This is a genomic window from Aliiroseovarius conchicola (genome assembly GCF_041403445.1).
Lineage (GTDB): Bacteria > Pseudomonadota > Alphaproteobacteria > Rhodobacterales > Rhodobacteraceae > Aliiroseovarius > Aliiroseovarius conchicola.
In genome coordinates, this window is record NZ_JBGEHL010000005.1 from 19,825 (window position 1) to 45,706 (window position 25,882).

24 protein-coding genes are annotated in these 25,882 nt (G+C 53.1%); 2 read left to right on the forward strand and 22 right to left on the reverse strand.

Translation table 11 applies throughout. The features are described from left to right. Positions 1-417: 417 nt before the first annotated feature. From V6N04_RS10060 to V6N04_RS10080, 5 genes are all read right to left on the reverse strand, one after another. On the reverse strand, positions 418-2,250 hold the full coding sequence (locus tag V6N04_RS10060) for a TniQ family protein (RefSeq protein ID WP_371170027.1): 1,833 nt from the start codon (positions 2,248-2,250) through the stop codon (positions 418-420). Next, positions 2,250-3,200 carry a TniB family NTP-binding protein gene (locus V6N04_RS10065; RefSeq protein WP_371170028.1) on the reverse strand — a complete coding sequence of 317 codons (951 nt, stop codon included), beginning with the start codon at positions 3,198-3,200 and terminating at the stop codon, positions 2,250-2,252. Before V6N04_RS10065 ends, V6N04_RS10060 begins: the two co-directional genes overlap by 1 nt. Continuing rightward, entirely contained in the window at positions 3,197-5,344 is a 2,148-nt protein-coding gene (locus V6N04_RS10070) for a hypothetical protein (RefSeq protein ID WP_371170029.1), read from the reverse strand. The genes V6N04_RS10065 and V6N04_RS10070 overlap by 4 nt, the downstream gene beginning before the upstream one ends. After that, positions 5,341-5,916 carry a hypothetical protein gene (locus V6N04_RS10075; protein WP_371170030.1) on the reverse strand — a complete coding sequence of 192 codons (576 nt, stop codon included), beginning with the start codon at positions 5,914-5,916 and terminating at the stop codon, positions 5,341-5,343. Before V6N04_RS10075 ends, V6N04_RS10070 begins: the two co-directional genes overlap by 4 nt. Positions 5,917-6,297: 381 nt before the next feature. After that, positions 6,298-6,558 carry a helix-turn-helix domain-containing protein gene (locus V6N04_RS10080; protein ID WP_371170031.1) on the reverse strand — a complete coding sequence of 87 codons (261 nt, stop codon included), beginning with the start codon at positions 6,556-6,558 and terminating at the stop codon, positions 6,298-6,300. 571 nt (positions 6,559-7,129) lie between these two features. On the opposite strand from V6N04_RS10080, the gene V6N04_RS10085 reads away from it, so the two are divergent. Then, positions 7,130-7,627 (forward strand): DUF6634 family protein, encoded by a 498-nt coding sequence (locus V6N04_RS10085; protein ID WP_371170032.1) that lies wholly within the window; start codon positions 7,130-7,132, stop codon positions 7,625-7,627. A gap of 638 nt (positions 7,628-8,265) precedes the next feature. On the opposite strand, the gene V6N04_RS10090 is transcribed toward V6N04_RS10085, so the two are convergent. From V6N04_RS10090 to V6N04_RS10125, 8 genes are all read right to left on the reverse strand, one after another. Continuing rightward, positions 8,266-8,547 carry a GNAT family N-acetyltransferase gene (locus V6N04_RS10090; RefSeq protein WP_371170033.1) on the reverse strand — a complete coding sequence of 94 codons (282 nt, stop codon included), beginning with the start codon at positions 8,545-8,547 and terminating at the stop codon, positions 8,266-8,268. Between the two features lie 64 nt (positions 8,548-8,611). Then, positions 8,612-9,046 (reverse strand): SRPBCC family protein, encoded by a 435-nt coding sequence (locus tag V6N04_RS10095; RefSeq protein ID WP_371170034.1) that lies wholly within the window; start codon positions 9,044-9,046, stop codon positions 8,612-8,614. 300 nt (positions 9,047-9,346) lie between these two features. Then, complete coding sequence (locus V6N04_RS10100) at positions 9,347-10,309, reverse strand: hypothetical protein (RefSeq protein WP_371170035.1); 963 nt, start codon at positions 10,307-10,309, stop codon at positions 9,347-9,349. A 37-nt stretch (positions 10,310-10,346) separates the two neighbouring features. Continuing rightward, the gene (locus tag V6N04_RS10105) at positions 10,347-11,000 is read right to left on the reverse strand and encodes a malonic semialdehyde reductase (RefSeq protein WP_371170036.1); all 654 of its coding nucleotides are present in this window, start codon (positions 10,998-11,000) and stop codon (positions 10,347-10,349) included. Positions 11,001-11,025: 25 nt separating this feature from the next. Beyond that, positions 11,026-11,499: an SRPBCC family protein gene (locus V6N04_RS10110; protein ID WP_371170037.1), complete on the reverse strand. Its 474-nt coding sequence runs from the start codon at positions 11,497-11,499 to the stop codon at positions 11,026-11,028. 64 nt (positions 11,500-11,563) lie between these two features. Then, the gene (locus V6N04_RS10115; RefSeq protein WP_371170038.1) at positions 11,564-13,357 is read right to left on the reverse strand and encodes an amidohydrolase; all 1,794 of its coding nucleotides are present in this window, start codon (positions 13,355-13,357) and stop codon (positions 11,564-11,566) included. Between the two features lie 41 nt (positions 13,358-13,398). Continuing rightward, positions 13,399-14,280: a pirin family protein gene (locus V6N04_RS10120; protein WP_371170039.1), complete on the reverse strand. Its 882-nt coding sequence runs from the start codon at positions 14,278-14,280 to the stop codon at positions 13,399-13,401. Between the two features lie 20 nt (positions 14,281-14,300). After that, complete coding sequence (locus V6N04_RS10125) at positions 14,301-14,669, reverse strand: DoxX family protein (protein WP_371170040.1); 369 nt, start codon at positions 14,667-14,669, stop codon at positions 14,301-14,303. A 117-nt stretch (positions 14,670-14,786) separates the two neighbouring features. Here V6N04_RS10125 and V6N04_RS10130 point away from each other — a divergent pair, with 117 nt between their 5' ends. Beyond that, positions 14,787-15,689: a LysR family transcriptional regulator gene (locus V6N04_RS10130; protein ID WP_371170041.1), complete on the forward strand. Its 903-nt coding sequence runs from the start codon at positions 14,787-14,789 to the stop codon at positions 15,687-15,689. Positions 15,690-15,901: 212 nt separating this feature from the next. Here the strand turns inward: V6N04_RS10130 and V6N04_RS10135 are convergent, their stop codons facing one another. From V6N04_RS10135 to V6N04_RS10175, 9 genes are all read right to left on the reverse strand, one after another. Next, complete coding sequence (locus V6N04_RS10135; RefSeq protein ID WP_371170042.1) at positions 15,902-16,876, reverse strand: sensor histidine kinase; 975 nt, start codon at positions 16,874-16,876, stop codon at positions 15,902-15,904. Continuing rightward, entirely contained in the window at positions 16,873-17,550 is a 678-nt protein-coding gene (locus tag V6N04_RS10140) for a response regulator (RefSeq protein ID WP_371170043.1), read from the reverse strand. The genes V6N04_RS10135 and V6N04_RS10140 overlap by 4 nt, the downstream gene beginning before the upstream one ends. Continuing rightward, positions 17,528-19,105: a DUF4153 domain-containing protein gene (locus tag V6N04_RS10145; RefSeq protein WP_371170044.1), complete on the reverse strand. Its 1,578-nt coding sequence runs from the start codon at positions 19,103-19,105 to the stop codon at positions 17,528-17,530. Before V6N04_RS10145 ends, V6N04_RS10140 begins: the two co-directional genes overlap by 23 nt. 384 nt (positions 19,106-19,489) lie before the next feature. Beyond that, on the reverse strand, positions 19,490-19,864 hold the full coding sequence (locus V6N04_RS10150; protein ID WP_371170045.1) for a Na+/H+ antiporter subunit G: 375 nt from the start codon (positions 19,862-19,864) through the stop codon (positions 19,490-19,492). Continuing rightward, positions 19,861-20,148, reverse strand: coding sequence for a K+/H+ antiporter subunit F (locus V6N04_RS10155; protein ID WP_371170046.1), 288 nt, complete (start codon positions 20,146-20,148; stop codon positions 19,861-19,863). Before V6N04_RS10155 ends, V6N04_RS10150 begins: the two co-directional genes overlap by 4 nt. Continuing rightward, positions 20,145-20,645 carry a Na+/H+ antiporter subunit E gene (locus tag V6N04_RS10160; protein WP_371170047.1) on the reverse strand — a complete coding sequence of 167 codons (501 nt, stop codon included), beginning with the start codon at positions 20,643-20,645 and terminating at the stop codon, positions 20,145-20,147. The genes V6N04_RS10155 and V6N04_RS10160 overlap by 4 nt, the downstream gene beginning before the upstream one ends. 1 nt (position 20,646) lies before the next feature. Continuing rightward, positions 20,647-22,188: a monovalent cation/H+ antiporter subunit D gene (locus V6N04_RS10165; protein WP_371170048.1), complete on the reverse strand. Its 1,542-nt coding sequence runs from the start codon at positions 22,186-22,188 to the stop codon at positions 20,647-20,649. Then, positions 22,185-22,541, reverse strand: a complete 357-nt coding sequence (locus V6N04_RS10170; RefSeq protein ID WP_371170049.1) for a Na+/H+ antiporter subunit C — start codon at positions 22,539-22,541, stop codon at positions 22,185-22,187. Before V6N04_RS10170 ends, V6N04_RS10165 begins: the two co-directional genes overlap by 4 nt. A gap of 1 nt (position 22,542) precedes the next feature. Next, a complete protein-coding gene (locus tag V6N04_RS10175) occupies positions 22,543-25,422 on the reverse strand; it encodes a monovalent cation/H+ antiporter subunit A (RefSeq protein WP_371170050.1) in 2,880 nt (959 codons plus the stop codon). Positions 25,423-25,882 lie beyond the last annotated feature (460 nt).

Sequence of the window (25,882 nt, forward strand, 5' to 3'; positions counted from 1 at the left end):
GAATGATCCAATGCGGTTTCTTAGGTCGACCGAATGCGGAGAATTGATATTCTTCAGCACCCACCAACAAATTAGCAAGCCTCCGCTATTTCAATAACAGAACCGGCTCCCAAAAAGGAAGAGGACCGGTCCTAAAGGAACGTTTATGTGAGACGTGACTCTGAAGTGACATGATAGTTTGCACTTCTTAATTTCAAGAACCCAATAAAATAAGGCGCCAGCAAAGGAGGTGACATCCCATTTTGAATTTTGTGACATCATACCTTGAACTTGTGGATGCCGAAGCCGCGAGGGAGTCGGCCCATACCGAGACAGCCCCCAGACAAGATGGACTTGACGCCCGATAAAGCGTAAATGAGCGCTGATGTGCAGAGGAACCGAAGTTCGATTTTCCGGATACAACGGCGGCGACGGCTGCTATTCTGCGGAACCTGATCCAGCGGCGGCGCGCATATACACTTCTTCAAGGCCCTCGCGTAGCACGAACCGACCACGTGCAGGCTCCGGAAGTTTCATCACGAGATGAGACAAGTCTCGTAATAGGAACGATAGCCTTTGAGGTGATATTTTTAAATCACGGGCCAAGTCCCGAGCGGAAATGAACTTGGCGACAAATTCGTCCAGAGATTCTTGCGTGACAAAAGTACTGGTCCTCCGAAATTCGGGTGTCATAGTTCTGCACCCTCGAAGATATCCGAGGGAGATGAGCGCCGACATAGAGCTGTCACAGACACCCAAGTTCTGTCGAACTTGCCGAAGTGACAGGCCTACCACTTCGCTATTTTGATCTGAGAGCGCCGCTAGCACGTCACGATGGTTTACTCGTATATCCGAAAATTTCAGAGACCCCGTGGTCGAATATACAGGAATCTTTTGATCGAGCAAAAGCCTGATGATTTCAGCGACTTTGCAGAATGCCCTATTTGTGGCTTTGGGAATTGTTGAAAACTCGGTTGCGCCGGGAAGCACCCGTTTCCTGGATCGCAAGAGTGCCCCAAAGAACTCTTCGAGATCGCTTGGCCGGTATATCGGCGCGCCGGGCGCATCCGGGTAGAGATCACTAATAAAGCCAGCTCGGCGAAGTACCGCGAAATGTTGTGTGGGTATGCCATACCGGCGTAGAGCCTCGGCATGAGGGATGGCGCTGCGGTACTCATGCAAGTGATCACGGACGGCATCGTCATCGATCAATATTTGCGAGGCGATTGTCCGGTCCGAAATGTGTCCAGCGATCTGCAAAGCCTGCTTTAACACAAATGGCTTCATCTTATAGGCTGCGCATGCTGATCCTAGGGTGTGAATGCGCCTGCGCTGTACCTCCAATCCCGCAATGATCCGGCCCTTTTCTACGGGGTAGTTTTCAACGATCTTGTCATGAAGGTGTTGCCGAAGTGGTGCGATTTGATCCCCGCCAGTTGCCGCCATCAACGGCAGCAAGCCCGCGAAGGCCACACGCATGTTCTTATCGCGAGATTTCGCGATCATGCCGTCATAGACCTCATCGATGGCAGCGTGTCCCGATAACACCAAGGAAAAAGCGCGGTCGGCGGCGTGGATCAGCTCTTGCTCGGACAGGTGTGGCAATTGCCCATCCCCATCCGCCAACATGCAGCGACCGAGCTCTTCGCAGAACCTCGACAGCCCAAAGAGACCAAGCTTCTGCAACTTTGGGTGGATCTTACATCCATCCAAGCGCGCCGATATATATTCTTGCAACGCAGATGGGACATGTATCCTGGGAAGCTCGTGCACATTTGAAAACAGGTCTGAATCAAGTGCCCTCCGGCTAAAATCATAGGCGCCATATACGCTTTTCGTCTGATGAACGCTGACAAGTAGAATTTTGTGTTTGGGGCAGGTTCGCACGAAAGAGAGATACCAATAGGCGTTACCCTCAATCTCCCATATCGGGCGCTCGTCCAATTGCTCCGAAATGCAATCGGGGCAGACCTTAAGATGGCTTGCGCGCAGCTCACGTCGGTGAAATTCCTCGTTGCGAAAGGAGACGATTCCGTTCTCGAGTTTCTTGAACATGGTTCTGACCATGGACGACATATCCAAACCTGCGAGAGACGAAAGTTGTGAAACCTGCGGTGGGTCGCTTCGAACAAATTTATCAAAATGAATGCCGAGAGCGACGGCAAATTCTCTGGCACTCACAAATCCATTTAAGATTGCGAGTCGTCCCATGTACATTATCGGCAATTCGCGCTCTCCGAGGGCGACCACAAGGCCAAGTCTTGCAGTCATTACTCCTTCCCCGAGCTTATTAACGGAGGTGCCAGATCTCGAAAGTCATTGGTAATGAAGGGGTTTAGAGCGGGAATGGCTCCTTTTCGCTGCGTGTAATCTTTCTGAAAGTCTCGCGATTCCAAGATGGCTGATCCACGAGTCAAAGAAATTTCCAGCGCATCCGCTATGGCTTTGATGAGCAGGCCAAACTGATAAGATGCAGCGACCAACAGTCGTTCCGTGAAATCGGCACTGGTCAAGTCTTCCGCAACATCCACGCCGCCAATCTTTGCAAGATCTTCGATTAGAATCGGCACACCGTCGCCATGGGATACAAAGCTTAACGGCTCGAACCGGATGAATGAGAAGCGGTTTTCAACCTCGCGGCTGGTTTTTATCATGCTTTCGAGGTCCTGTGTGCCGGACAGGATTACTGAGACCGGCCAAGACTGTGTCTGTGTAAGTGTTTTTATCGTGCGCAAGACTGATGCAAACTCGCGACCGGACTGATTTTGAATGAAATCGTGGGCCTCGTCGATATGCACGAACATTATCCGATGCATCTCAAGATGATGCCGAACCAGGCTCCATAATTTCATCGAATTTATGTTTCCCTGAATCGGGCAACCCATCGCTGCCAAAAGCTCCGTTGCAACGAATTTCAATGAACCTGGTGATGGGCTAGTGATACTCAGAAAACACCCGATATCTTCGGACATATGGCTTCGTTGTTTGGCGTTCATGCGATTGCGCAAAACCTTAAGAGCTTCGGACTTGCCAGCGCCAGAAGCTCCGACGATCGCAATTCCTTCGACCTCACGATTAACCCCGGCTTTGATTTCACCGCGCCTGCGGCTTTCGACCAACCCAATCCGATCGCACATCTGCTGGTAGGCCTGATGACGGATGAAACGGCTGCGCACTTGCACCATACGGTCGGCGATTTCATTAGCAATTTGGTCCGTCATTCGCCATCCTCCTCTATAGTCCAAATTCGACGAGGCGTAGATGGGATTGCGGTCGGTCGATCATCCATGTGCTCGTTTGATTCAGCCGCGATACCTGTTGGAATTCCTGCCTCGTATAAGTGACGCAGTTCGTCGCCATCCTCATCGTTGTCACCCCAGGGAATGATCTCTTCTCCCATAAAGAGCTGTGTCTCTTGGCGATCGATGAATTCAGCCGTCGTGCGTTTTTCTGTCATCCAACGCGTCGCGCTGACCGTTTTAAGTTTGTTTTCGAAGTGCCTTATTGCTCGCCGAATTGTAGGGAGGTTCTGCCGATAGATCTCGTCACCACGCTTGCGCAGTTCTGCAATAGTGGCGCACCAAACCTTAGCACTGACGTTTTCCAGACCACTAATGTGGGAATATGCCGGAACCCACTCACTATTGCATTTTACCATGATCCAGCTGATGTCTTCGGTATAGTAACGGAGCTCGACTTTATGATCGTGCCTGTCGTGGTGAAGCTGTCTTAGAAGGTCACTGGAGTAGCGGATTCCGTTGACCAAAACTCCGCGTCCCTCGAGGGTCCGCTCTAAATGTTCTCCAAACGCGGCACGGCGATGCTGACCACATGGCGGCGTCGAGTACCCGACCTCGCTGGACATCAATTCCCACATCAAAGCGGGCGAGTGATAGTCGATCCCGGAATGTGGCATCTGATGATAGATGTCGACCACATACCAAACCAGTAATTCGGTCAATTCATCCGGTGTCAGGACTGCACGTTCGGCGGGGTTCAGTTTCCCTCGCTCAAAAATGTTCGCGAAGGTGCGACCATCAAGAAAGGCCATCAAATCCTGAGCAAAGACTCCAAAGAGCCGTTCGTTGACGCTGCGAAGATACGGCGTCGCGGCGGGATTGCGTTCGTAGGCAGACCAAAGCGTTAAAACAGCCATTTCAAAGGCGTCGTTCGCGAACTCAGGTCCCATATCTGAAACAACCATTGCTGGCCGAACGCAATGATGCCATTGCCGAGAAGTGCCAAGCGCATTCGTGATCTCGGATTTGTCACGCGTGACCATCTCCAGCGTTGCGACGGCATCACGACCATTTGGATTGCTAATTACACGCATCCCTAAAATGACTCGCGTGCAGTGATCAATTGCCACGATCACGGTCATTTTTGCTCTCGGGACGCGGGCGAGTTCCTCCTTCGTCATGTGTTTTGCCAGGCCGGAATCGACCAGCAACAGCATGATGTCACCCGTCCAGCAATCAATCTCGACCCTTTCGCCAGGAAACAGCGTTTGAAGGCCACGGCCCGTGTTCACGAACTTTAGTCGCGCGGCATCAACTCCTTCCCTTTGACAGCACACGAAAAACGCAGGCAGATTTGCGATCTTACGCTCGATCGTACGCAAACAAGGTCGACCGAACAACTCGCCCCCGGTAGCTGACAACTGTTCATTTTCTTCGTCAATTGCGTCGAGGCACCGCCTTGCAACGGACCGTGCGGTGGGTCGCTGTGGAGAAGCGTAGATGAGAATAAACTCATCGATAAAGGCATAGGTTTCCGGCGTAAATTTGCGCCACCTTTTAGAACCGGAGTTCATACGTCTGTCGATGAGGCTTATTGCAACTCTACCCGATCTCTCATACGTCCGTACCCAGTTCATAAGTGTGCTGAAGCCCGGACTTTTTGACAATGTATGCCTTTGACCACGCTGAATGCGTTTTGTGCCATTGTTCTTTTTTCGCAGCCATTTAATGAGCTTACGTTCCAGCTTGTTTATGAAGCGTCGCGCTTTACGCGGCACACGTTTAACCTTGCCAGCACTTTCGGCCTTGAGCCAGAGTTGGACACAGAATTCGCGCTCCAAAACGGTCGTTTTCTGCCAATTTGGTAAATCAATGATAAGCTCTTCGGTCGAAAATTTCCGGTCAATATTCTGGCTCAGTTTGCGTGCGCCAGGGATCAGTTTGAAATCCGGCTTTTCGAGCAAAGCTGGGAGTTTTTCGTAACGTATGGATTCGAAGAGAGCTGGCTCATTAATCGTGCGGAGTGTTAGATCAACCTGCCCTCTTGCGACAACGCGCCAAGTCCGCCCCTTGTATTGAATCTCGTCTACGTCTTCGATGCGGGGAATTCGAGTGATAGCATTCAAGCTGCTTGCCCCCGGGTAACTATGGAGGAACCAGACAGCCCCGCTTTCTGCAACCTTCGAAGTTTTCCGGCGAATACCGCGCGGAATGCCGCGCGGAAGCCACGTCCCTTCATGCCTGCAAGTGCTGTTACATCCCCAAGGGTCGTTTGGCCTTCTAGACCTGCAGAAATCTCGCCGACGACAGCGTCAGCTTCCTCGTCCGGCTCGCGATTGATTTCAAAGAGCCGACGCGCGTCAGCACAATACCATCGTGGATAGCTTCTATCGGTAAATAGTTTTACTCTGTCCGCAACATCTCTCGGTACAGCTTTTGCGATATAAGGCAGGTCGTGAACCAGCCCAGACCTGATCGCTTCGTCGCGAGGTTTTACCGCATACAAGACCCGCATCCCATCATTGCGGATACACAGCATGTCGAAGTTGTGCTGCTTCATCTTGTCGGCAGCAGTTCTGTAGGTAACGCAAATCGGCTGGCCGATTATATCGACAACCTGTGGATCAGCCGCGTTTACGTAAAAGCAATTACGCTCTTCACCACTTTCGTAACGATGCTGCTGAAGCTCACCCGTCAATCGGGAACGAAATACGAGACCTCCCCTAGCGCTGACACGCGACCTCTTTGGGATGTTTCGGATGTTTCGCGATGCTGCCGGAATATCTACACATTGAATTACTTGTTCTTTGTCTGTGCCCGACAAGGCGGGATAAAGTTGACGATTCTCAGCGGACCTGGGCGCAAGGCACAGGAGATTATTCGGCAAACTCATGAGAATGCCTCCTTCCATTTGTTTGAACAAACCGAGCCCGGTCGCAGCGGTTTCCCGTCGCGATTGGGTTGACTTTCTGGGGGGAAGAAGAGATGCTCTAAAGCAAGGTGGAGACCAAACTACCTTTTTTCAGAGGCCCTCATCGTTTCGGCGATTGAGGGTCTTCTTACCTCAAGAATATGTAGGTTATTTCATAGGGGAACCTCCGTGTTTAGGAGGCCAAATATCAGAAACGCTTTGGTTTATGCGAGTGGCCAGAGTTTTTCTGACGAAAGGCGTTTTCCTGTCTCCCAACGCAACCTTGCTGACTAGACTCAGGGAGCAGCCGATTTCTTTTGAAATATCGGTCAGGGTGAGGCCTTTAAGGCGAAGTGCATGCCTGATATCTTCGGCGGTCCGCTCGCGCCGCGTTAATCCTAAAGCCTTATTTTTCGCCTGTCGGTTCATCTGAGCTCGACCTGTTGTTTTTTAAAGACTAATTCAGAATTTCAGCAATGTCTAGCCCTGGACAAAATTAGCTCATATATATCAAAAGCTTATGCGTATGTCTAAAATAGATTCAGTGTTTGACATTTAGGGGCCGTAGAACCGCAACGATGAAACTGATAACCGCTTCAATTAACGGCATCTGCGCGAACACATCAGTGTTTGACGTCAGCGCCTATGGGTCTAACAGGGTGATTTGATAAGAGAGTGTTTCTGGCTCATCGTAACCACCAAGGAGTGGCCAAAGAGACATGCAGATGGAACACGCGACGACCACCTGTCAACTCAAATGCTGGAATTCGACCAACTTTTTTTCCCATTCCCCGTGATTTTGCCGATGTCAGAATTTTACTGTACGCCCGACTTCTGAAATTAGGTATTGTCATAGCGGTAAATTGAGCGCCAAGTCAGGTGACAAAATTAGCCCAAAATGATAGATGAAGGCTCAGGCCTTAAGACGGTGCACCGCATGTGGCCCGATGACATCGAAATGACCGACTGATTACTCTGGAATGCACATCGGTGACTTAAAATGAACGACTCCCTCAACCCCTCGCCCTCCAACCTGGCGATCGCTCCTCGGTTGGAGCGCTGGCGGACAGTAACAGACCGGAACTCAACACGCCTCAGGGGGGAGGTGACAGGTCACCCAATTCTATTTGATCAGCGGATCGTCACTTCGCCCCTTCTGGCACTCGATCAGGACAAAAAGTGGGCGCGGACGATAAGCCGATACTACGTTCTCGGCGAACCGGCTGTCTCGGAACCGTCCTCATCGAAGGTGGCTCACTACAAAAAACGGTTAGCCGAAGCGAGCCCGCGTGTATTGCACCATCAGCATTATCAGCTCAGTGATTATCCAGCTATCGCCCGCGTGATGGCTCGCCGGACAACGGCCACGAAGCTAGATGGCAGATCCATCCTCGCGGTAATGGAAACCGCTCATCCCACCGATCTGGCCGCTTTGAACGAGGACGAGCGCACCCTGCTTAATCAGTTGCGTGTCAAGCGGGATGGGCTGGCATTTTGAAGAACAAACACATGGAATCTGCTTGCGGGGCTCTGTTTCTCCGTCCCCCGGCAGGCCATCGCCACATTGGTTCCTCACCAAGGGCATATGCCGTGCCAGGATAGCAATGATCGAGTGCATGCTCGGCGTGGATCGGGAACCCGAACTGATGCGAGAAGAGAGCGAACGCGACGACTCCGATGATACGACCGGCCGCGAGGCCTGCCTGGAATGCGGCGACACAATAAATGTTATCGAATCCTTTACCCGCAGCCAAACGCCAAGTCCCTCAACCCGCCATGGGAGAAAATCGCGTGATCCAACTCCTACATCTGGCCGCGCTATCCCGCGACGCCGGACAAATCGAAAGCGTTGCATCCCCGCCCTTCGGCAAACCTTCCCGATTTAGCGCTCAAGGTCTACCGTGGCGCCGCGCGCTGCCAGGCAGACAGAATTGTCGCGTTTGCGGCCCATTGCCGCCGTTGACCACTGCCTTCCGTTGCTGCGGTGCAGCCCGTGATTCCGGTCATTCGCTGCACCAGCGAAATTGGATGTCGGTCGGATTCACACAACGCGGACTTTGCTGCCGTTCGTAGCTGACACACTAAGGTCTGCTTTGTCGTCCTCAATAGACACAGACAGATTTGACTCGTGCCATGCTATGTGACGTCCCGCGTCTCGGGAAATTTTCCAAATTGCGCCTTTACGAACGGGCATAGAGGCACAATTTTGACACCTTCGGCACGCGCGTCTTCGACCAAGCGAAAGAACAGGGCTTGCCCGACTCCTTGCCCCTTCAACTCCGCTGGAACGTCTGTGTGATCAACAACTATCAGGTGAGCATTGGCAATCGAAAATGTCAGCTCAGCGCTTCCTCCAGATTCTGGAAAATTCACATAGTAACGACCCTTCGTCTCATTTCTTTCAAGCTCAATATTCATAGTCGATCCATTGTAATTTGGGGTCCACGCCGGGCACGCCATTTCTCCTTTTGGTGAAGACTTGTTAACTTTCAAGAAGCCGTTTGATATCTTCCAGATCCTGTAAGACCATCTTTTTGAACGTCCTGACAAGAATGGGTGTCAGAAATTTGTATATGCCCTTCCAGTTCACGTCAGACACAACGGCCAGGGTACAACCACCATCAACTTCTTTGAAGATCATGTCGATACGTCCGGTGCAAAGCGGCAGGTCAGCGTCTTCAACAAACACGTTCGGGCGGTCGAATTCTGTGTAACTCATGCGGGCAACGTGGGTCATACCCAGCATCTTGAAGTCTTCTGTCCAATAGGTCCCAGCCCCGTCAGGCGCAGGAGAACCGCGATTTACCTTATCAAGCGGACGCTGCCAATTGGGGCGGTTCTCGACGTCGCTGATGTAGTCAAATGCCCTTTCAATGGAGCAGTTGATAACTTCGGATGTTACAGTGAATTTGCTCATAATGTTTCCTACTCTGATTAAATCCTTGAGGCCTAAGAGCGGTCCTGAACGTTGCTGCTGAGCATACCAACTCTGAAGACCGACGCATTGAGGTCGGTGTTCAGCTAGACCAATGATGTATCCTCTCCTGTCATAACTGCGGGGTATTCGCTTGCATCCAGCACCACACACTCACCTTTGGTCAGGAGGTCGCCGGTGGCCTCTGTCTGGCTGGAAAACACAAACAGAGGGTGACTATCAGCCTGGGCGCGTAGTAAAACAATGCGCGCCCAGGCCTGTTTGATACGGTAATGGCGAAGATCAAGCCTTCAGATATACGATCTCATGCAGGCTGCTTTCGTTGTAGACCTTTGTGTCACCGTTGCGTGTCACGGTCAGCTCTTCTTTGCCCACATAGCGGTAGACGTCTTCGCCCGGGGTCAGGTCACCTTTTTCGATCATCACGATATGGTCGAGCTTGATGTTGAGAGAGAAGGCCACATCACCTTTTTCACCTGTAAGGGTGAATTCCTTGGCGAAGGTATAGCCCATCTTGTCATCGGTCATTGTGTCGTTGACTTCGCCTGTGAACTTGACCGCATTGGGTCCTTCGGGCGCGTCAATGGGTGTCATCAACTGGCTATCCGCGTCTGTGACCAATGCAATCGGCATACCTACGCTGTCATCATTGTTCATGAACATTGCGTAGTCGATCGAGATCTCAGGGGTGTGAACTTTGCCCCAGTACCAGTTTTTGAACGCACCAGCGAGGCTCTTTTCGCCCCAGTTGTGATCGTGATAACCGACGCCTTTGACTTGAACGGTCTCGCCATCCTTATAAAGTTCGCCTTCAATCTCGCCCGAGGGAACCGCAACGGTCCATGGCAGCGGGAAGTCAACGCCTTCGGTCGTGAATGGATGGTTCTTTTTCTTCAGCCGCAGCTTGCCACCATAACCGTCGATCATGGTGTAGATCTCGTAGTGATCGCCCATGTCGCGGCAATATTCTTCGCCAAATGTTGCATCACATTTGTCATAGCTTACGGACACGTCATCCTCGGAATATGTCTTCATCTTCCAGATGTCGGGCTGACCGGCGGGGTAGATGTTCAAACGAACCGAGGGTTCGCGTGGCTTTAGGCGCGTATCATTGAGCGAATACATCACGACAAAGTGGTCGCCATTGTCGAAATGGGCATCGAAATACCACCATTCGAAATGCTCTTCCCGGTTTGTCACCGGAAAATCGATGTGGGTGGCATCTGCTTTTACATAGTCAGTCATAGTTTTTCCTTTCGGTATGGTTTTGGTTGCGGGGTAGTCAGAAAACCTGCGCCGCTTCTTCAAAGCTGAGGCGCGGAAGACGGGGAAAAACACCAGCGCTGTCGCCGTGGCCGATGTTCACGATGAAATTCGTGCTTAGGCTGGTGCCGCTGAAGAATTCCTTGTTCACGCCAGCTGGGTCGAAGCCCGACATTGGGGCCACATCAAGACCAACAGCGCGGAGTGCCATCATGAAATAGGCAGCTTGTAGCGTGCCGTTCCGTTCTGCGTTCTCGCGTGCCAGATCGGCATCGCCTGCGAACATCGCGCCAGCATCGGGGAAGATCGGAAACGTACGGTCCATTTTCTCAAAGAACGCATGATCATTGGCCAAAATGGCTGTAACCGGTGCGGCGTTGGTTTTGGCCTGATTGCTGTCCAGCATCAGTGGAACAAGACGTTGTTCTTTGGCATCTCCACGCAGAAACACGATGCGCATTGGCTGCATATTCATCGCCGTCGGGCCCATCTTTGCCAAATCATAGGCTTCTTTCAGCAGCGCGTCGGAGACAGTTTTGTCGGACCACGCATGATGTGTGTGGGCTTGCCCAAGAATTAGGGCCATGCTGTCTGCATCTGCCTTTTGCACGCGCTCGCGTAGAGCATTTACCTCGGTGATGGCTTCGGCTTGACCGGGAAGTAATTCGGACATGATTGAGTTCCTTTTAGGAGTGATTTCAGGTGGTCGGAAATTGATCAGCTTCGATGATCTTCTTCAGCGTCAGCAGGTAACGCGGCAGGCGTGGACCGTAGAGCCGGGTCATCAGCGCGAGGTAGAGCTTGCCGAACGTCCCGCTAGGTGGCAGGTCAGTTTCCAGCCGATAGGTCACCTCGGTCCGATCTGGTCTAAGGGCCTTGAGGCTGCGATGTGATACCAGCCAGGGGTCAACTCCTGGGTCGGTCTCAAACGCCACGACATTGGGCCGATCAAGGACCTTGATCCGCGTCGGTGTGACCGTTTTCACAAACGGTCGGAACAATGTGGAGTATTCAGTGGCGAGCGTTCCGACCTCAATCGGTCCGTCGACCTCCATCTTATCGACTTCATTGCGCCAGTTGGGGTCTTTGGAAATGTCCGAGATATAATCGAACACTGTTTCAATTGGCGCGTTGATCACAATGGAATTGACCAGTTTCATGCGAGTAGGCATGGCAAACTCTCTTTCTTGGATGGTGTGATATCGCGGGTGCGCGCGCGCACCCGCAGTTGCTGCGTCACTCGTAGATTGTGAAGTAGTTGATGGGCGCCCACTCTGGCAGTGCCGCAGGAAGCTCAGGGCTCAAACCTTCGTAAGGTCCACTTCCATAAACAACTTCGCCATCCATGATCGTAAGTACCGATTGGATCGACGAGATTTCGTCGTCAGGGACAGTGAAGTAATCCGCGCTAAGTAGCGCCATATCCGCAAGCTGACCGGGTGCAATACGCCCCTTTTCGTCCTCTTGGAATTGGTGCCAGGCGCTGCCGACTGTGTAGGCATAAAGCGCCTCTTCGCGGGTCAGTCGGTTTTCCTCTCCCAGTACGATGGCACCAGACACTGACCGTCCGGTTGTGGCCCAATCCATGGCTGTCCAAGGATTAAAGTTCGAAGCCCGCAATCCGTCTGTTCCCAATGACATTGGAATACCTGCATCCAACATCGCACGCATCGGTGGGCTGGTGAGCGCCAGTTCCTCGCCGTTGGTGGCAATGAAATCATCACCATGCATCGCCATGCGGTTCTGAACGCCAATCGCACCCCCGAGGGCCTTGATGCGGTCAATATTTTCCAGGCTGATCGTCTCAGCGTGTTCGATGCTCCAACGAAGGCCATCCAGTGGTGTCTCGGCATTCACCTTTTCAATCGCATCCAGCATTGGCGAGATTGTTTCATTGTAAGTCGCATGAACCCGGAACGGAATTCGGGCCGCTGCCAGTTTGCTTACGTCGGAATACATCTGTTCACGGATGACATCAGGATCGGGTGAATAGATTGGCTGGGTGAAGTTTTCCCAATCCGAGATGGACTGCAGTGTTTCAAGGCTTGCGAATAACAACTCACCCATGCCTTCGAACTGAAAGCCATGTTCAAGGTCGTGATGCAGGTTCTGACCCGGCGCAAGCGGATGATCATCTTTCATCGTCTCGATTGACGCCTCCATCCCATTCGATGGGATCTCCATGAAAGAGATGCGAACCGTTGATTTATCGGCGTCATAGACTGACTTTGTGCGTTCAGAATGCGGGTGTGTCTCAACCGTTCCTCCGTCAGAAACTGAGGTTATTCCAAAGCGATTCATGTCGCGAAACATGTGCTGCATGGAACGGGTCGTCTCTTCGCCCTGCGTTTGCGGCACAATCGCCTCGAGGATCCAGAATATCCACGATGCTGGTTCACCATACACGGCACCCGTGTAGTTCCCGTCTGCATCAGTTTCCCAACGTGTCTGGGGCACATGCGTGAATACAAAAGGGGCATGTTCCTGCAAAATCGCCAGCGCCTGTTCGTTCAGGAAGGCGACGTTATAGGCGTGCTGCACCATAAATGGGTGATCAGGAACAGCGGCATTCAGCTCTTCCATGGTCGGATAGCGACCCTCTTCGAACTGATGTGGGGACCAGCCTCCGATCGCCTTTACCCAATGGCCTTGCGGTGTGCGCTTGGCTTGTTCAGACAGCATTTCCAGCGCGCGGCTCAAGGTTGGCACGCCGTCCCACTGGACATTCAATGCGTAAGACATACCGCCGATAATGGCGTGGACATGGCCGTCGTTCAGACCCGGGATCAGCCTGCGTCCATCTGCGTCAATGACCAACGTGTCATCGTCAGCCAGCTCCAACACATCACTATTGGTTCCAACGGCTTCGACACGACCGCCGACAACGGCGACAGCCGTTGCATCTTGGATCGAGGTATCCTGAGTGGTCACAAGGGCATTGTGAATGATCAGATCAGCTGTCTGTTGTGCCAATGCTGGCGATGTTGCGAGCGCGCCGTATGCGATTGTAGATAAGAGAAGGTTTCTCATTTTAAGTTCTCCAAGGTGTTGAAGGAATGGCGGCCAGCCGGTCAGACGGATTGACCGTGATAGTCGATGGTGCCGTACTTTCCGGCGCGAAAATCTGCGTAGGCTTGGTGAATCTCGTCTTCGGTGTTCATGACAAACGGGCCGTGGGAAACCACAGGCTCCCGATACGGCTCTCCGCCGAAAATCATCACATCGATTGCGTCGGACGTTGGGTTGTGGATCACAATCCCACTGTCATCACTGCCGAAGGCAAAGAACTCACGTGCAGCCACCTCAGTCTGACTGATGACGGCCCTCCCTTCAGGAAGGTAGCCTCCGTACTCATTGCCATCGGTGGTTGGCAAGGACAGCGAAGCCCCCGGCTTGAGATTGATGTGCCAAATGAACTGGTCAGTGAAGGCCGGAATGGGTGAGGTCCTCCCAGCAAATTCGCCAAGCAAAACCTTAAGCGTGCCCACATCACCATCCAGCGGGATTACAGGCAGATCTTCGGCCTGAAGTGGCATGTATCCGGGGGCTTCTGCTTTGTTCTTGGCAGGCAGGTTGACCCAAAACTGGAAGGCGTGGAAATCGCCGCCCTGTTCACGCAGGCTTTTCGGCATACCTTCATCGTGAACAATGCCATTGCCCGCGTTCATCCACTGAACCCCTCCTGCTTTGACGGTGCCGTGCCCGCCATTGCTGTCGAAATGAACAACCTCGCCTTTCAACAGATAACTGAATGTCGCGATGCCTTTATGCGGGTGTGCGAATGATCCGTTGGGAGGGGGCATTTGCCCTGCAACCAATTTTGTTTCCGAGATATGGTCCAGAAAGATTATCGGCCCGACGCCACTTGTTTGTGAATTTGGCAGGGCCCGAACGATGTTCAGTGCGCCAAGTTTTTCGGGTCGCGCGGTCGATGTCGCAACGATGCGTTTCATAGCGGTCTCCTCAAGTTCGGTTAGATTGCGGCTAAGGTGGATTGGGGTCTGCGGATCCAAGTCAGAAGACCGGTCAACACAAGCAGTACGAGCGCGGGCACCACGGCCTGTTCTGGATCAAGGGTGAGGTGGTAGCCGGCGGCGCCGACCATTGTCGCCGAAAGACCAAGCGCCGCTAGAAAGCGGAGACGCGGTATGAATAGGCCAATGGCCCCAGCGATCTCAAGCAAGCCAACCAAGATAGCCATGGAAGGTATTTCCATGCGCTCGAATGGCAGAACGGTTTGCTCAACGCCCAGGATTTTGGACGTGCCTGCGGCCACAAAAACGGCTGCGAGCAGCCCGGTCAGACCCCAAGTGGATGCGGATTTGATATTCAGTTTAGACATTTTTTCTTCCTCAACGAGTGCGTGTTGAGGATGATTTAGATCCGATGATGATTGATTAAAATTTATATTTTGTGTAAAAGAACATAAGTTCTATTTAAGTATTGATCGGAGCAAATCGTGAAGATCGAACAACTAAAAGTCCTTCAAGCGGTTGTCGAAACCGGTTCGGTAAAATCTGCCTCTGAGCGTATGAACAAAACGCAACCGGCGATAAGTCAGGCCTTAAAGGCGATGGAGTTTCAGATCGGGAAGGAGCTGTTCGATCGAACTGGATACCGTCTGGAGCTCACTGAACTTGGGCGGCGCGTATACCTACAGTCTTTACGCGTCCTGACGGAGGCCGATGACCTAACGCAGCTGGTGCGGCACTTCGAAAGAGGGAACGAGGAAAAGATAGTCGTGGCGGTTGATGACAACACCGACCTGAACGCTTTGTTGCCGGCATTATGCGAGGTACAGAACAATTATCCTGAAACCCGGGTTGTATTGCGCACAGAGATTCTGTCTGGAACAACAAACCTGATTAAGAATGGTGAAGCGGATATCGCCATTGCACCGATGCTCCCGATATTGCTGGAAGAGCAAGGGTTCGAACACTTCCCAATCTATCAGTCCAACATGCGCAATGTCGCGGCTCCCACTTTGATTCATACAATGCAAACCGCGGGCAAAATTTCAGACCTACGGCGCTTTCATCAGATACTGGTCAGTGACACCGGCGATGCAGCAGGCATGTTCGACCGCGAGTTCGGGGTCCAAAGGGGGCAAAGGCGTTGGTACGTGAGCGATCTGCATATGAAAAAGAAACTGCTGCTACGCGGCCTCGGCTGGGGACGCTTGCCAGAGCATCTTATCATAGAGGATCTGGAACGCGGGGACCTTGTGGACATAAACTTGCAGTACACACATCTCCCACTTCACAATGAAGTCTTCGTTTTTCGGGCGTCCGAGTTGTCAATAGGACCAGTCGCGCAGAAGCTTTGGGATGGTCTTTGGGAACACAGCCTGCACACGGCATAGTACTAAGAATCGCAGCCAAGATCTCACAATAGGCCGTCAACGACTCAATGTCGTTGCGGGACGAAATCGCTGGTCGGCAAGCCTATCATGGAGAACTCTTTTTACGCATCATTTGCGAGTTTGGCCCGCTCAAAGGAATGGTGACAAGATCGGCCACCCCCGAGCTTTGACCGTCTCGTTGTACATCCGCGAAACCGGGGGCGCTTGCTCGGCTAGCTTACCCCGAAGCAAATGGAAAAGGTTGCGCCTTTGTCTCCGGGTGCAAGGAATATATCCGCGCCGTTCGCGCGCAGCGTGTTGCGCACAATAGATAAACCCATGCCAGTCCCTCCGTTATCACGGTTCGTCGTAAAGAAGGGGTCAAAGATCCGAGATGCATTACCCACCGAAATTCCGACCCCATTGTCATGCACGGTAATGATGACTCTTGTGCCCTCCGCCTTGACTGACATGTGCACCTTCTTGCCCCCATGGCATTTCGCATTGCTCAACAACTGTCGTAGAACGACATCCATGCCGCGCGGTGCAAGTGGGATGGCTATATCCCCGTCGTCGATTTCTAGCTCAAGGGACGGGAACGCAAGACGTAGGTTCTCGGACATATCGTTCAGGGTACAGACGCCGTCATGGCGCGTTTCGCGCGCCCGCGCTGCATGCTGCATTGCATCAAGTTGTTGCTCCATCTGTGCGCCCGCCCCAGCAATCTGGCCCACAAGAAGCCGGCTCTCTCGGGCCAAGCCACTGTCGTCTTGCAACAATTCGGTCGCAGCCTTAAGTGCCGCTACTGGCGTTTTCAATTCATGAGTCACGTGATCAGTAAAAGCGCGGATGGTCGATTCGCGATTGCGTAGCGTCTCGGCCATATCGATTACACTTATCGCGGTGGCACGCAGTTCGCGCGTGCCGAAATGGCCGGGCGGTGATTGTGGTTGGGCCGGGTTCGAACGGACCTGCGTCGCGAACTGTTCCAGCGCTGTGATCGGGCGCAGCAACAGCCGAACCAACAACCAACCCAAGGCGGTTGTCGCGCCGGTGATTAAGACACCTATCAGGATCGCAGCGTTTCGAAACCCGATCTCGGGCCCTAAGTAACGAAACACGATAAGCCCTCCTAGCGAGAGTATCAGCGTGCCGCACAGAGCGCCGCCCAGCACCATGCCCAAGCTGGGTCGCCATTTACGAGTCATGCATGGACGCCCTGCATGCGGACACCCACCCCATGGACCGTTTCAATCGCATCGGCACAACCGGCTTGGGCCAGCTTGACCTTCAAGTTGCGTAGGTGACTGTCCACTGTCCGAATTGAAACCTGCGAATGCGCCCCCCACACACCATGGATCAACTGTACCCGGCTGTGAACTTGGCTTGGACGTTCGAGGAGAATGGCCAGCAAAGTGAACTCCGTTGCAGTTAGCGGCACATCCCGTTCATCAAAGCGACAGCGATGTGTGCTGGCATCCAGGCGAATTCCGCCGTGGGTTGCAACAGTGGCCGGGCTTGATGTCTTGGTGCGTTTTAAAATAGCGCGAACACGCGCCACTAATTCACGAGGACTGAAGGGTTTGGTGACATAGTCGTCGGCGCCCAGTTCCAACCCCAGAACACGGTCGATTTCATCATCGCGCGCAGTTAAGAACAGGATTGGAACTTCGGACCGGGCTCGAATTCGTCGGCAAACATCGAATCCATCCAGCTCGGGAAGCCCTATATCCAGAACAATTAAATCCGGGGCCTCACGTGCAGCATGGGTCAAAGCCGTCTGTCCGTTGTTCGCAACCACCACCTGATAACCCGCACGTTCCAGAGACAGGCTAACTAGATCACGTAGACGGGGATCATCATCCACCAACAGAATTTTCATAGCCCAGCGTCCTCGAATCCAATTCCTTCGCAAGATAGCCGTTGATGCGTCCGGTACGAAAGTCCCATTCACGCCAGTTCCGAACGGTGGTCTTGGGATTCAAGCACGCGTGATATCGGGAAGGCGCCATCTGCATGAGATACTCGTTCTTGCGCTGCGCAATGACCTTCGATGCTGTCGGCCCGAGGTCGCACAGATAGCCCCAATCCGGTCCAATTGACTTCGCAGGATCTACAGCACGATCCAGAACATCCCCTGCTATCAATGCGGTGAAGTTTATGAAGGCGCAGGCATACAACGTCCCCAACCCCAATATCGTCGCGCGCAGAAGCAACCACATCGACGAATGCCCCCTCAGTACCTGCCAGCCCTGCATCATCAAGCCCAGAGCCACCAAACCCAGCCAAATAAGAGCATGAAGACGCAGATAGGTCAGGCCGAAAGCATCCACATATAAGTCCAAGCGAAGCAAGGCAGAGACGGTTAGTAGCACGTTTTGTAACAACCATAGTAGCAAAAGTGGTTTCAATGCGCGGTGTTGGCCCAGAAACGGCTGGGCGGCCACGGCAAATGCCCCTGCTAGCATCGCGGTCACCAGTAACGGGTAGGCTCCGCGGTGGGCATAGGTTGCGTAGCTCATACCATCGGGCAGGTTGGCGCCGCCTAATAAGATCGAGACATCTACCACGCTTTGCACCGCCAAGAACAAGTTAAACAGAATCATGGCTCGCAGAACGGATCCAGCATTCAAGCCCAAGGTTGGTATACGTTTCGGGAGCGGCACGCGCGTTCGCACCGTAGGAGTTGAGGCGATCAGAAACGGCCATACCAGCAATCCCAGACCTAACCAGAATACGATCCGCCGTAAGACAGAAAGCAACTCTATATCGAACTGAAACACTTGCAGCAGCGCGCGTTCCAAAACTGGGTTTGCCCCAACTAGAAGGGCGGCAAGCACCATGCCTCCCCCAACGGGGAAAGCCCAGTTACTCAAAACGCTAGCGGTCGACAGCCACGGAATCAATCGACCCGACGCCGCGCGCTCGCGCAGGCCACGCGCACTGTCGGTAAGACTCTTGATGCCCGAAAACGGTAAAGACTGGAGTAGACGTATACTTGCAGCCCCCAGCCAGTACAAATCTGCGCCCCGCGGAACTCCCAACCAGGCCACCGCTATCAGAAGCCCCACCGCGAGAAAGCCGAGCGAGAGAGGCTGAACATATTCGAACATCGGCAAGCTCAAAACGAAGAGTAGGGCCATGGGAGCATAGACCCCTTCCTTAGCAGATCGTGCGGCCACCGCGACGCCAAACACGGCCCAGACGAAGATGACCAGCGAGACCCCCGGCGGATAACCCCAGAACAAGACATCCCCCAAACCAATTAGAATCATCAGGCCGGCCGCGCCCGGCATGCGCCAACCCATGGCTTCGCCGACCCATGAGCTTGGTATCGAAGGTGGATTGCCACCCGCCCCATGTGGTTCGCTGGCCAACCACCACCCGTCGCGGGCAATCGAATGCGGTACACCACGCAAAATAAGTTCTTTCGGCATTCATTTCTCCTTCTCGAATGGCGTCACACTGGCCATTCAGGATGCAGAAAAACCTCAAAAAACGTGCAGTTTTTGCGCAGATGCGGTGTTTCAAGCCGCGTTATGTAGAATCGCAATTGGGCTTGATGCCGACCTTTGCGGCCAGCGGATTGAAATGGCTTGGACTGGATTAGGCGAATTGCTTGATCGTCAAAAGGACACCAGAGCGCTTCAACCTTTCAAGGCCGCTTCCACAACAAGAAACCTGTGCCCAGATATCCTGTTTCATAGGTGCTCTCTGGCTCAAGATCGTGGACTTCCCCGCAGAACACCCTGACCATATCGCCTATACCACCTGAGACGAAAAGTAAGCGATCAGATCAGGCATTCGGTAACAAACTTATGTCACTCGACAGTAGCATCACCGTCAGGCACATCTAGCGTGGCCCACGTTTTGTCTTTCTTGGGCGGCGGCGGGGTATCGCAGGTTCTACGATGAATATTCACCTTGCCGATGAAGTTGGCCGAAATTGGTGCGGTGACAAACAGGAAGGCCATGATCAGCACTTCATGCATTGAACCTTCGCCAAAAACATATGAATGGATCATTGAAGCCAACAAGATCGCCCCAACCCCGACAGTACCCACCTTGGTGGGTGCATGCATTCGGGTCATGGAGTCGTTGAATTTCAGCAAGCCGATTGACCCTACGATCGAAAAGATCGCACCGACGAGTAGGCAGAAGGCAATGGCCAGAATGGATACTGTTTCCAAGGTCATTCGATGATATCCCCCCGCAACACAAACCGTGCATAGGCGACCGTCGACACAAACCCGAGCATCGCGATTATCATCGAAGCCTCGAAATAGACCCCAGTGTTCTGCGAAATTCCAACCAGGACGATAAGCCCAATCGCATTGACCACCATTGTATCAAGCGCAAGAATCCTGTCGCCTGTGCCCGGACCGACGATCAGTCTTACCATCGCCATCGCTTGCGCCAGACCTATGGCGCCGAAGGCAACGGCAATTGAAAAGTTCATGAGATCCAATGCGGTGCTCATACGAAAATCTCCTTCAACCGTCTTTCGTAGCGCTCTTTGATCTGATCGCGCACCGCATCCGGATCATCCGTGTCTAACGCATGAACCAATAGGCTGTGACCTTCGCTGGAAAGGTCGGCGGACACTGTGCCAGGCGTCAGTGTGATAGTTCCGGCAAGAATTGAGATGGCTTCGGGTTGGCGCAAATCAAGCGGGACGACGACCCATGCTGGTCGCAGTTTTGAGTTCGGGCGTGTCAGGACGATCCACGCGACCTGAACATTCGCCACAAGAATATCCCACATAACGATGATGACGTAGCTAACCATGCGCCCGAACCGGATGTCATAAGGGCGATCGGGCCACCAAACAGCCGTCACGCGAGGGATGATAATGCCCAAGATTAGGCCGAACACGACCATCCCCGCCGAAACTTGATTTTGTAGTAGGACCCAAATCACGGCCAACAACAACGTCAGAAGTGGATGTGGAAACAGCCAACGAAATGTTTTTTGCATGTCAGTGCCCCTCCTTCGGTTTGCTAAGTTTACCCGGTGTTTCTAGGACCATTGATGCATGAGGTTGTGGTGAAAATAGCTGCTGTGATGTTGCGGCCATGTAGGAATAGATGGGCCCGGCGAAAATAGTATACGCCGCCAATAGGGCAATCAGTCCGCCTGTCGCCACATAAGACAAGCTCGCAGGTCGCTCGGGCAACTCTGCGTCGTCTGGGTGAGCCAAGCTCTCGGATTTCCAAAAAACCGTGCTGCCCGCTCTCGCAAAGCCAACGACGCTGATCAAGCTGGCGCTAAGAATTATGGCCCATATCCAAGTCATTGATGGTGAATCGAATGATGCTTCAAGGATCATTAACTTGCCCACAAAACCCGACAGGGGCGGTAGGCCGGTCATGGCAATGGCTCCGGTAAAGAAAAGTGCGGCGGTAAGTGCGGCACCAGAAACGCGCGGCTGTGCCGACAATGCCAGGTTCTCGCGGCCCACGCGCACCAGATCGACGACCAAGAACAGCGCGGCGCCAGCCAATGTCGAATGAACGATATAGTAAAGTGCAGCCGCAATACTTGCTTCGGTAAACAAAGAAATTGCGACCATGATCATACCCATCGAGCCGATTACCGCAAAGGTCACCAATCGGTCCAGTTTTTTGGCAGCGAGTACACCGACCATCCCGATTGCAAGCGAGACAAGGGCTGCCGGCAATAGCCATAACCCGTAGAGGCCCGCAGTCACCTCCAGATCAGGCGAAAAGATCATCGTGTAGACACGTATAATCGCGTAGGCACCGACCTTGGTCATGATGGCGAAAAGGGCGGCCACAGGTGCTGGCGCTTCAGCATAGCTTGACGGCAGCCAAAAATGTAATGGAACAAGCGCTGCCTTGATCGCAAAAACCAAAAGAAGCAGTACCGCCGCCACCCGAATGCCTACCGTTGCATCGGGATTGATCATTCTCACCCGTTGGGCCAGATCAGCCATGTTCAACGTACCAGTCTCGGCATAGATGGATCCGAGGGCGAACAGAAACAGCGTCGACCCCAACAGGTTAAACAACACATACTGCACGCCAGCCCGCAGCCGCGCATTGCCGCCCGCGTGAATCATCAACCCGTAGGATGCGATCAGAAGAACCTCGAAGAAGACAAAGAGGTTAAAGAGGTCTCCGGTGAGAAACGCCCCCATTATGCCCATCAGTTGAAACTGAAATAGTGCGTGGAAATGGTTTCCCTTCTCGTCCCATTTTGATCCAATCGAGAACAGCAGAACAAAAAGGGCGAGTACAGACGTCAACAAAATCATCAATGTGGACAGTCGGTCGGCGACCAAAACAATTCCAAAGGGCGCGGCCCAGTCGCTTAGCTGATAGAGCAGAACGGTGCCATCAGAAGCCTGCCAGGCGAGCGCGGCAGACACTATAATTTGTGCAACGATTCCAACTATCGAGAAAACTCGTTGGATGCCGATATGATAACGCGCCGCCAATACGATGAAAGGTGCAAGAATGGCGGGCAAAACGATGGGAAGAATGATCCAGTGGGTCAATCGACGTCCTCCGACGCGGTAATATTCTCGTCTACTTGGTCATCTACGTGGTCGTCGTCTGACCCCAAATAAGCCCCAAGCGAGATCATCACAATCACCGCCGTCATCCCAAAAGAGATCACGATCGCGGTCAGTACAAGAGCCTGCGGTAGCGGATCGGTATAGGTTTCGACTCCCTTGGTTAGAATGGGAGGCGCCCCAACAGTCAGTCGTCCCGAGGCGAATAGGAAAACGTTCACCGCGTAAGTAAGCAGCGACATCCCCATGATGACCGGAAACGTTCGAAGGCGCAAAACCAAGTATATGCCAGCTGAAGTCAAGATCCCGATGGCAGAAGCAACAAGTATCTCCATATCAGACCTCCTCTTTCGCTTGGGACAGTGTTGTATCGTCCGGATCATCTCGCGAGGGGTCGATATCAATCGCGTGATCACTGATATTCATATCTGCCCGCCGCGCAAGGCGTGAGAAGCTTTCCAATGACAGCATCACCGCGCCAACAACGGCAAGGAATACACCAAGATCAAATGCTGCAGCGGTGGCCAATTCAAACTTGTCGAAAGGTGGGATGCGGACATACGTGAAGTCCGAGGTTAGGAATGGCTTATCAACGAACCAAGAGCCCATTCCGGTCAATCCCGCAACCAGAATACCCGCCCCGATGATCCCATGATAGGGATAGCGCAATCGGGCTGTGGTCCAGCTAAACCCACTTGCCATATACTGCATGACCACGGCAACCGAGACGATCAGGCCAGCGATAAAGCCGCCACCCGGTTCATTATGTCCGCGCAGGAAAATGTAGAACCCGACCATTAGCACCACTGGCATCATTACGCGTGTTAACACCACCATCATCATCGGGTGCATGTCCCCCGCCAATGGTTTGTCAGGCAAGCGATTAAGCAAGCGCGCGCGAACGGGGCCGGACAGCAGTGTTTCGGTCAGCGCAAAGATCAGAAGGGCCGCGATGCCCAGCACGATGATCTCTCCAAAGGTGTCAAAACCACGGAAATCGACAAGGATAACGTTAACCACATTGGTGCCCCCGCCGCCTTTATACGAATTCGCCAAATGGAACTCAGATATTGGCGCGGTCACGCTTTCGCGCAGCAAATAATGGAGGGACAATAGCGTCGCAACCACGCCACCTGCCAAGGCGATGGCGGTATCACGAGACCGCCGCAACACACTGCTTTCAATCGGTGTCTGATTGGGCAAGAAGTTTAGTGCAAGCAGCAGCAGGATGATGGTCACCACCTCGACGGTGATCTGTGTCATGGCCAGATCGGGCGCACTGAAATATATAAATCCGACCGATACCATCAATCCTACGATCCCAATCAGAATCAGCGAAAACAATCGGTTACGGTGCATAAAGGCCAGACCGCCAGTTGCCGCGACCAGCATCGCCCATCCTGCGACCATAATTATGCTGACTGGTTGGATGGCGCGAGTTGGTTCACCAACGACCCCAGTTGTCCACGCATGCAGCCCCGCGATGATCACAGTCGCAACCATAATTGCGCCATACCTTGTGAACGCCCCATTGTGCAGGGATTGGATCGGACGCTGAGCCAGACTTACTGCCGCAGCTATTACTGCATCGAAAATTGTCTTGGCCTCGGGTCGCGGTAAGGCGTCCCAGATCCTTAGTGCAGGTTTGTAGAACGCTAGCAAAATCAGGCCTCCAACCACGGCCACGATTGACATGTACAGTGGCGGGACGAAGCCGTGCCAGATTTTCAGATGTATTTTCGGCACGCTCGCGGCGTTGCCCAAAACGGCTTCGGTGATAATCAATACAAAGGGTTCGGCTATGAAAGGCGCGATCCCAATTGCAACAACTGGTACAACCAGAATGGCGGGCGGAAGCCACATTCCTGCGCCCGGATCGTGCGGTTGGGAAGGGTAGTCATCGCGTACAGGGCCTAAGAAGGTATGACTGATCAGCCGGAAGCAATAAGCGGCTGAAAACAGCGAACCTACAACTGCCAATGTCGGCACCAGCCAGTACGATCCAAACAATTTCGTGTGCAGCGCTTGCTCTAGCATCATCTCTTTCGACAGAAAGCCGTTAAGAAACGGTATGCCAGCCATCGACAGCGCCGCGAGCGAGGCGATCACGAACGTGATAGGCATTAGCTTTCGAAGGCCGCCTAATCTGCGGATATCTCGGGTATGCGCCTCGTGGTCGATTATGCCCGCCGACATGAACAGGGCGGCCTTAAACGTGGCATGGTTCATGATATGGAAGACCGCCGCCAGTACACCAAAAGCGGTGCTGGTCCCAAGCAACATGGTGATCAAACCCAAATGGCTTACGGTTGAAAACGCTAGTAATGCTTTAAGGTCGTTCTTGAACAGGGCGATCACCGCGCCCAACACCATCGTGACCAACCCTGCAGACGTAACAATGACAAACCACTCAGTCGTCCCCGAAAGTACGGGCCACATACGCGCCATCAGGAATATACCGGCCTTCACCATCGTCGCAGAGTGTAGGTAGGCCGAAACTGGCGTTGGCGCGGCCATCGCATGTGGCAACCAGAAATGGAACGGAAACTGAGCAGACTTTGTGAAGCAGCCCAACAAGATCAACAGCAGTGCCGGAAGATACAGGGGCGATGCCTGTATCAGATCTCGGTTTTCAAGGATGACACTTAGATCATAGCTGCCGACGATTTGACCCAGCAACAACATGCCACCGACCATCGCCAAGCCACCCATTCCCGTCACCGTAAGCGCCATTCGCGCACCCTGACGCCCTTCGGGAAGATGCTTCCAAAAGCCGATAAGCAGGAAGGAGGACAGCGATGTCAGTTCCCAGAAGATCAGCAAAAGCAGGATGTTGTCCGACAAAACAATGCCAACCATCGCACCCTGGAACAGCAACAGATACGTAAAAAACTCGCCCATGTTGTCGTCACGCGACAGATAAAACCGAGCATAGGCAATGATCAACAGGCCAATGCCCAAAATGAGACTGGCGAAGAAGAAACCCAGCCCATCTAACATCAACGAGAAATTCAGTCCTAGCATCGGCAGCCAGTCAACCCGAACCAATACGACCTCACCCGCTAGGATCACCGGCAAATTTGTAAGCAAGCCAATAAACGCCGTTAACGAAACGAGAAAGGTCACGCTGGCACAGGCCTGCCGCCCGGCAGAATTCATGAGGCCGGGGAGCAATGAACCCAAGAAAGGGAGTAAGACAATAAGAAACAGAGACACGCGCACTCCCGTTCGGCAATTGAGTAAGTTATAGATTGCAGCAAGTTAAGTCGTAACACAATATGAGTTGAAATGGTGCAGCCACGTTAACCAATGTTTGGGTGGCTCGAGCTTTCTCTGCGAACATCCAGCCAAGCGACGCAAACCGGAAGAGATTGTCACTGTCCGCAAAACTGATGACGCCCGTACGGTAGGTCCACTGGTGGTGGCAGGCGTTCGATCACCAAGACGCGGCGCGCGACGGTCAGCGTGTCGAGGTCGGTGCACCCGACCTTCATGGCATGGTTCAGTCAGCGGCTCTTTGGCTGGCCTTCGCCCGCGCCGGCGGGACTCGAAGGCGAGGCTCGCCGCCCCTCGCAAGGTCACATGTCAGCAGCGCCAGAGCATGACATGGGTCGCCTTGCTGTTTACCCTTCGGCCGGTCAGGTGGTGCTCATGATCTGAAGCCTGCCCGCTTAGA

Coding starts and splice junctions, on each gene's coding strand:
- V6N04_RS10155 (WP_371170046.1), bottom strand. CDS start 20,148: ATGAGCACCGCATTGGATCTCATGAACTTTTCAATTGCCGTTGCCTTC.
- V6N04_RS10145 (WP_371170044.1), bottom strand. CDS start 19,105: ATGCCGAAAGAACTTATTTTGCGTGGTGTACCGCATTCGATTGCCCGC.
- V6N04_RS10160 (WP_371170047.1), bottom strand. CDS start 20,645: ATGCAAAAAACATTTCGTTGGCTGTTTCCACATCCACTTCTGACGTTG.
- V6N04_RS10125 (WP_371170040.1), bottom strand. CDS start 14,669: ATGTCTAAACTGAATATCAAATCCGCATCCACTTGGGGTCTGACCGGG.
- V6N04_RS10110 (WP_371170037.1), bottom strand. CDS start 11,499: ATGCCTACTCGCATGAAACTGGTCAATTCCATTGTGATCAACGCGCCA.
- V6N04_RS10170 (WP_371170049.1), bottom strand. CDS start 22,541: ATGGAGATACTTGTTGCTTCTGCCATCGGGATCTTGACTTCAGCTGGC.
- V6N04_RS10115 (WP_371170038.1), bottom strand. CDS start 13,357: ATGAGAAACCTTCTCTTATCTACAATCGCATACGGCGCGCTCGCAACA.
- V6N04_RS10135 (WP_371170042.1), bottom strand. CDS start 16,876: ATGACTCGTAAATGGCGACCCAGCTTGGGCATGGTGCTGGGCGGCGCT.
- V6N04_RS10120 (WP_371170039.1), bottom strand. CDS start 14,280: ATGAAACGCATCGTTGCGACATCGACCGCGCGACCCGAAAAACTTGGC.
- V6N04_RS10140 (WP_371170043.1), bottom strand. CDS start 17,550: ATGAAAATTCTGTTGGTGGATGATGATCCCCGTCTACGTGATCTAGTT.
- V6N04_RS10065 (WP_371170028.1), bottom strand. CDS start 3,200: ATGACGGACCAAATTGCTAATGAAATCGCCGACCGTATGGTGCAAGTG.
- V6N04_RS10100 (WP_371170035.1), bottom strand. CDS start 10,309: ATGACTGACTATGTAAAAGCAGATGCCACCCACATCGATTTTCCGGTG.
- V6N04_RS10085 (WP_371170032.1), top strand. CDS start 7,130: ATGAACGACTCCCTCAACCCCTCGCCCTCCAACCTGGCGATCGCTCCT.
- V6N04_RS10090 (WP_371170033.1), bottom strand. CDS start 8,547: ATGAATATTGAGCTTGAAAGAAATGAGACGAAGGGTCGTTACTATGTG.
- V6N04_RS10080 (WP_371170031.1), bottom strand. CDS start 6,558: ATGAACCGACAGGCGAAAAATAAGGCTTTAGGATTAACGCGGCGCGAG.
- V6N04_RS10060 (WP_371170027.1), bottom strand. CDS start 2,250: ATGACTGCAAGACTTGGCCTTGTGGTCGCCCTCGGAGAGCGCGAATTG.
- V6N04_RS10105 (WP_371170036.1), bottom strand. CDS start 11,000: ATGTCCGAATTACTTCCCGGTCAAGCCGAAGCCATCACCGAGGTAAAT.
- V6N04_RS10150 (WP_371170045.1), bottom strand. CDS start 19,864: ATGACCTTGGAAACAGTATCCATTCTGGCCATTGCCTTCTGCCTACTC.
- V6N04_RS10095 (WP_371170034.1), bottom strand. CDS start 9,046: ATGAGCAAATTCACTGTAACATCCGAAGTTATCAACTGCTCCATTGAA.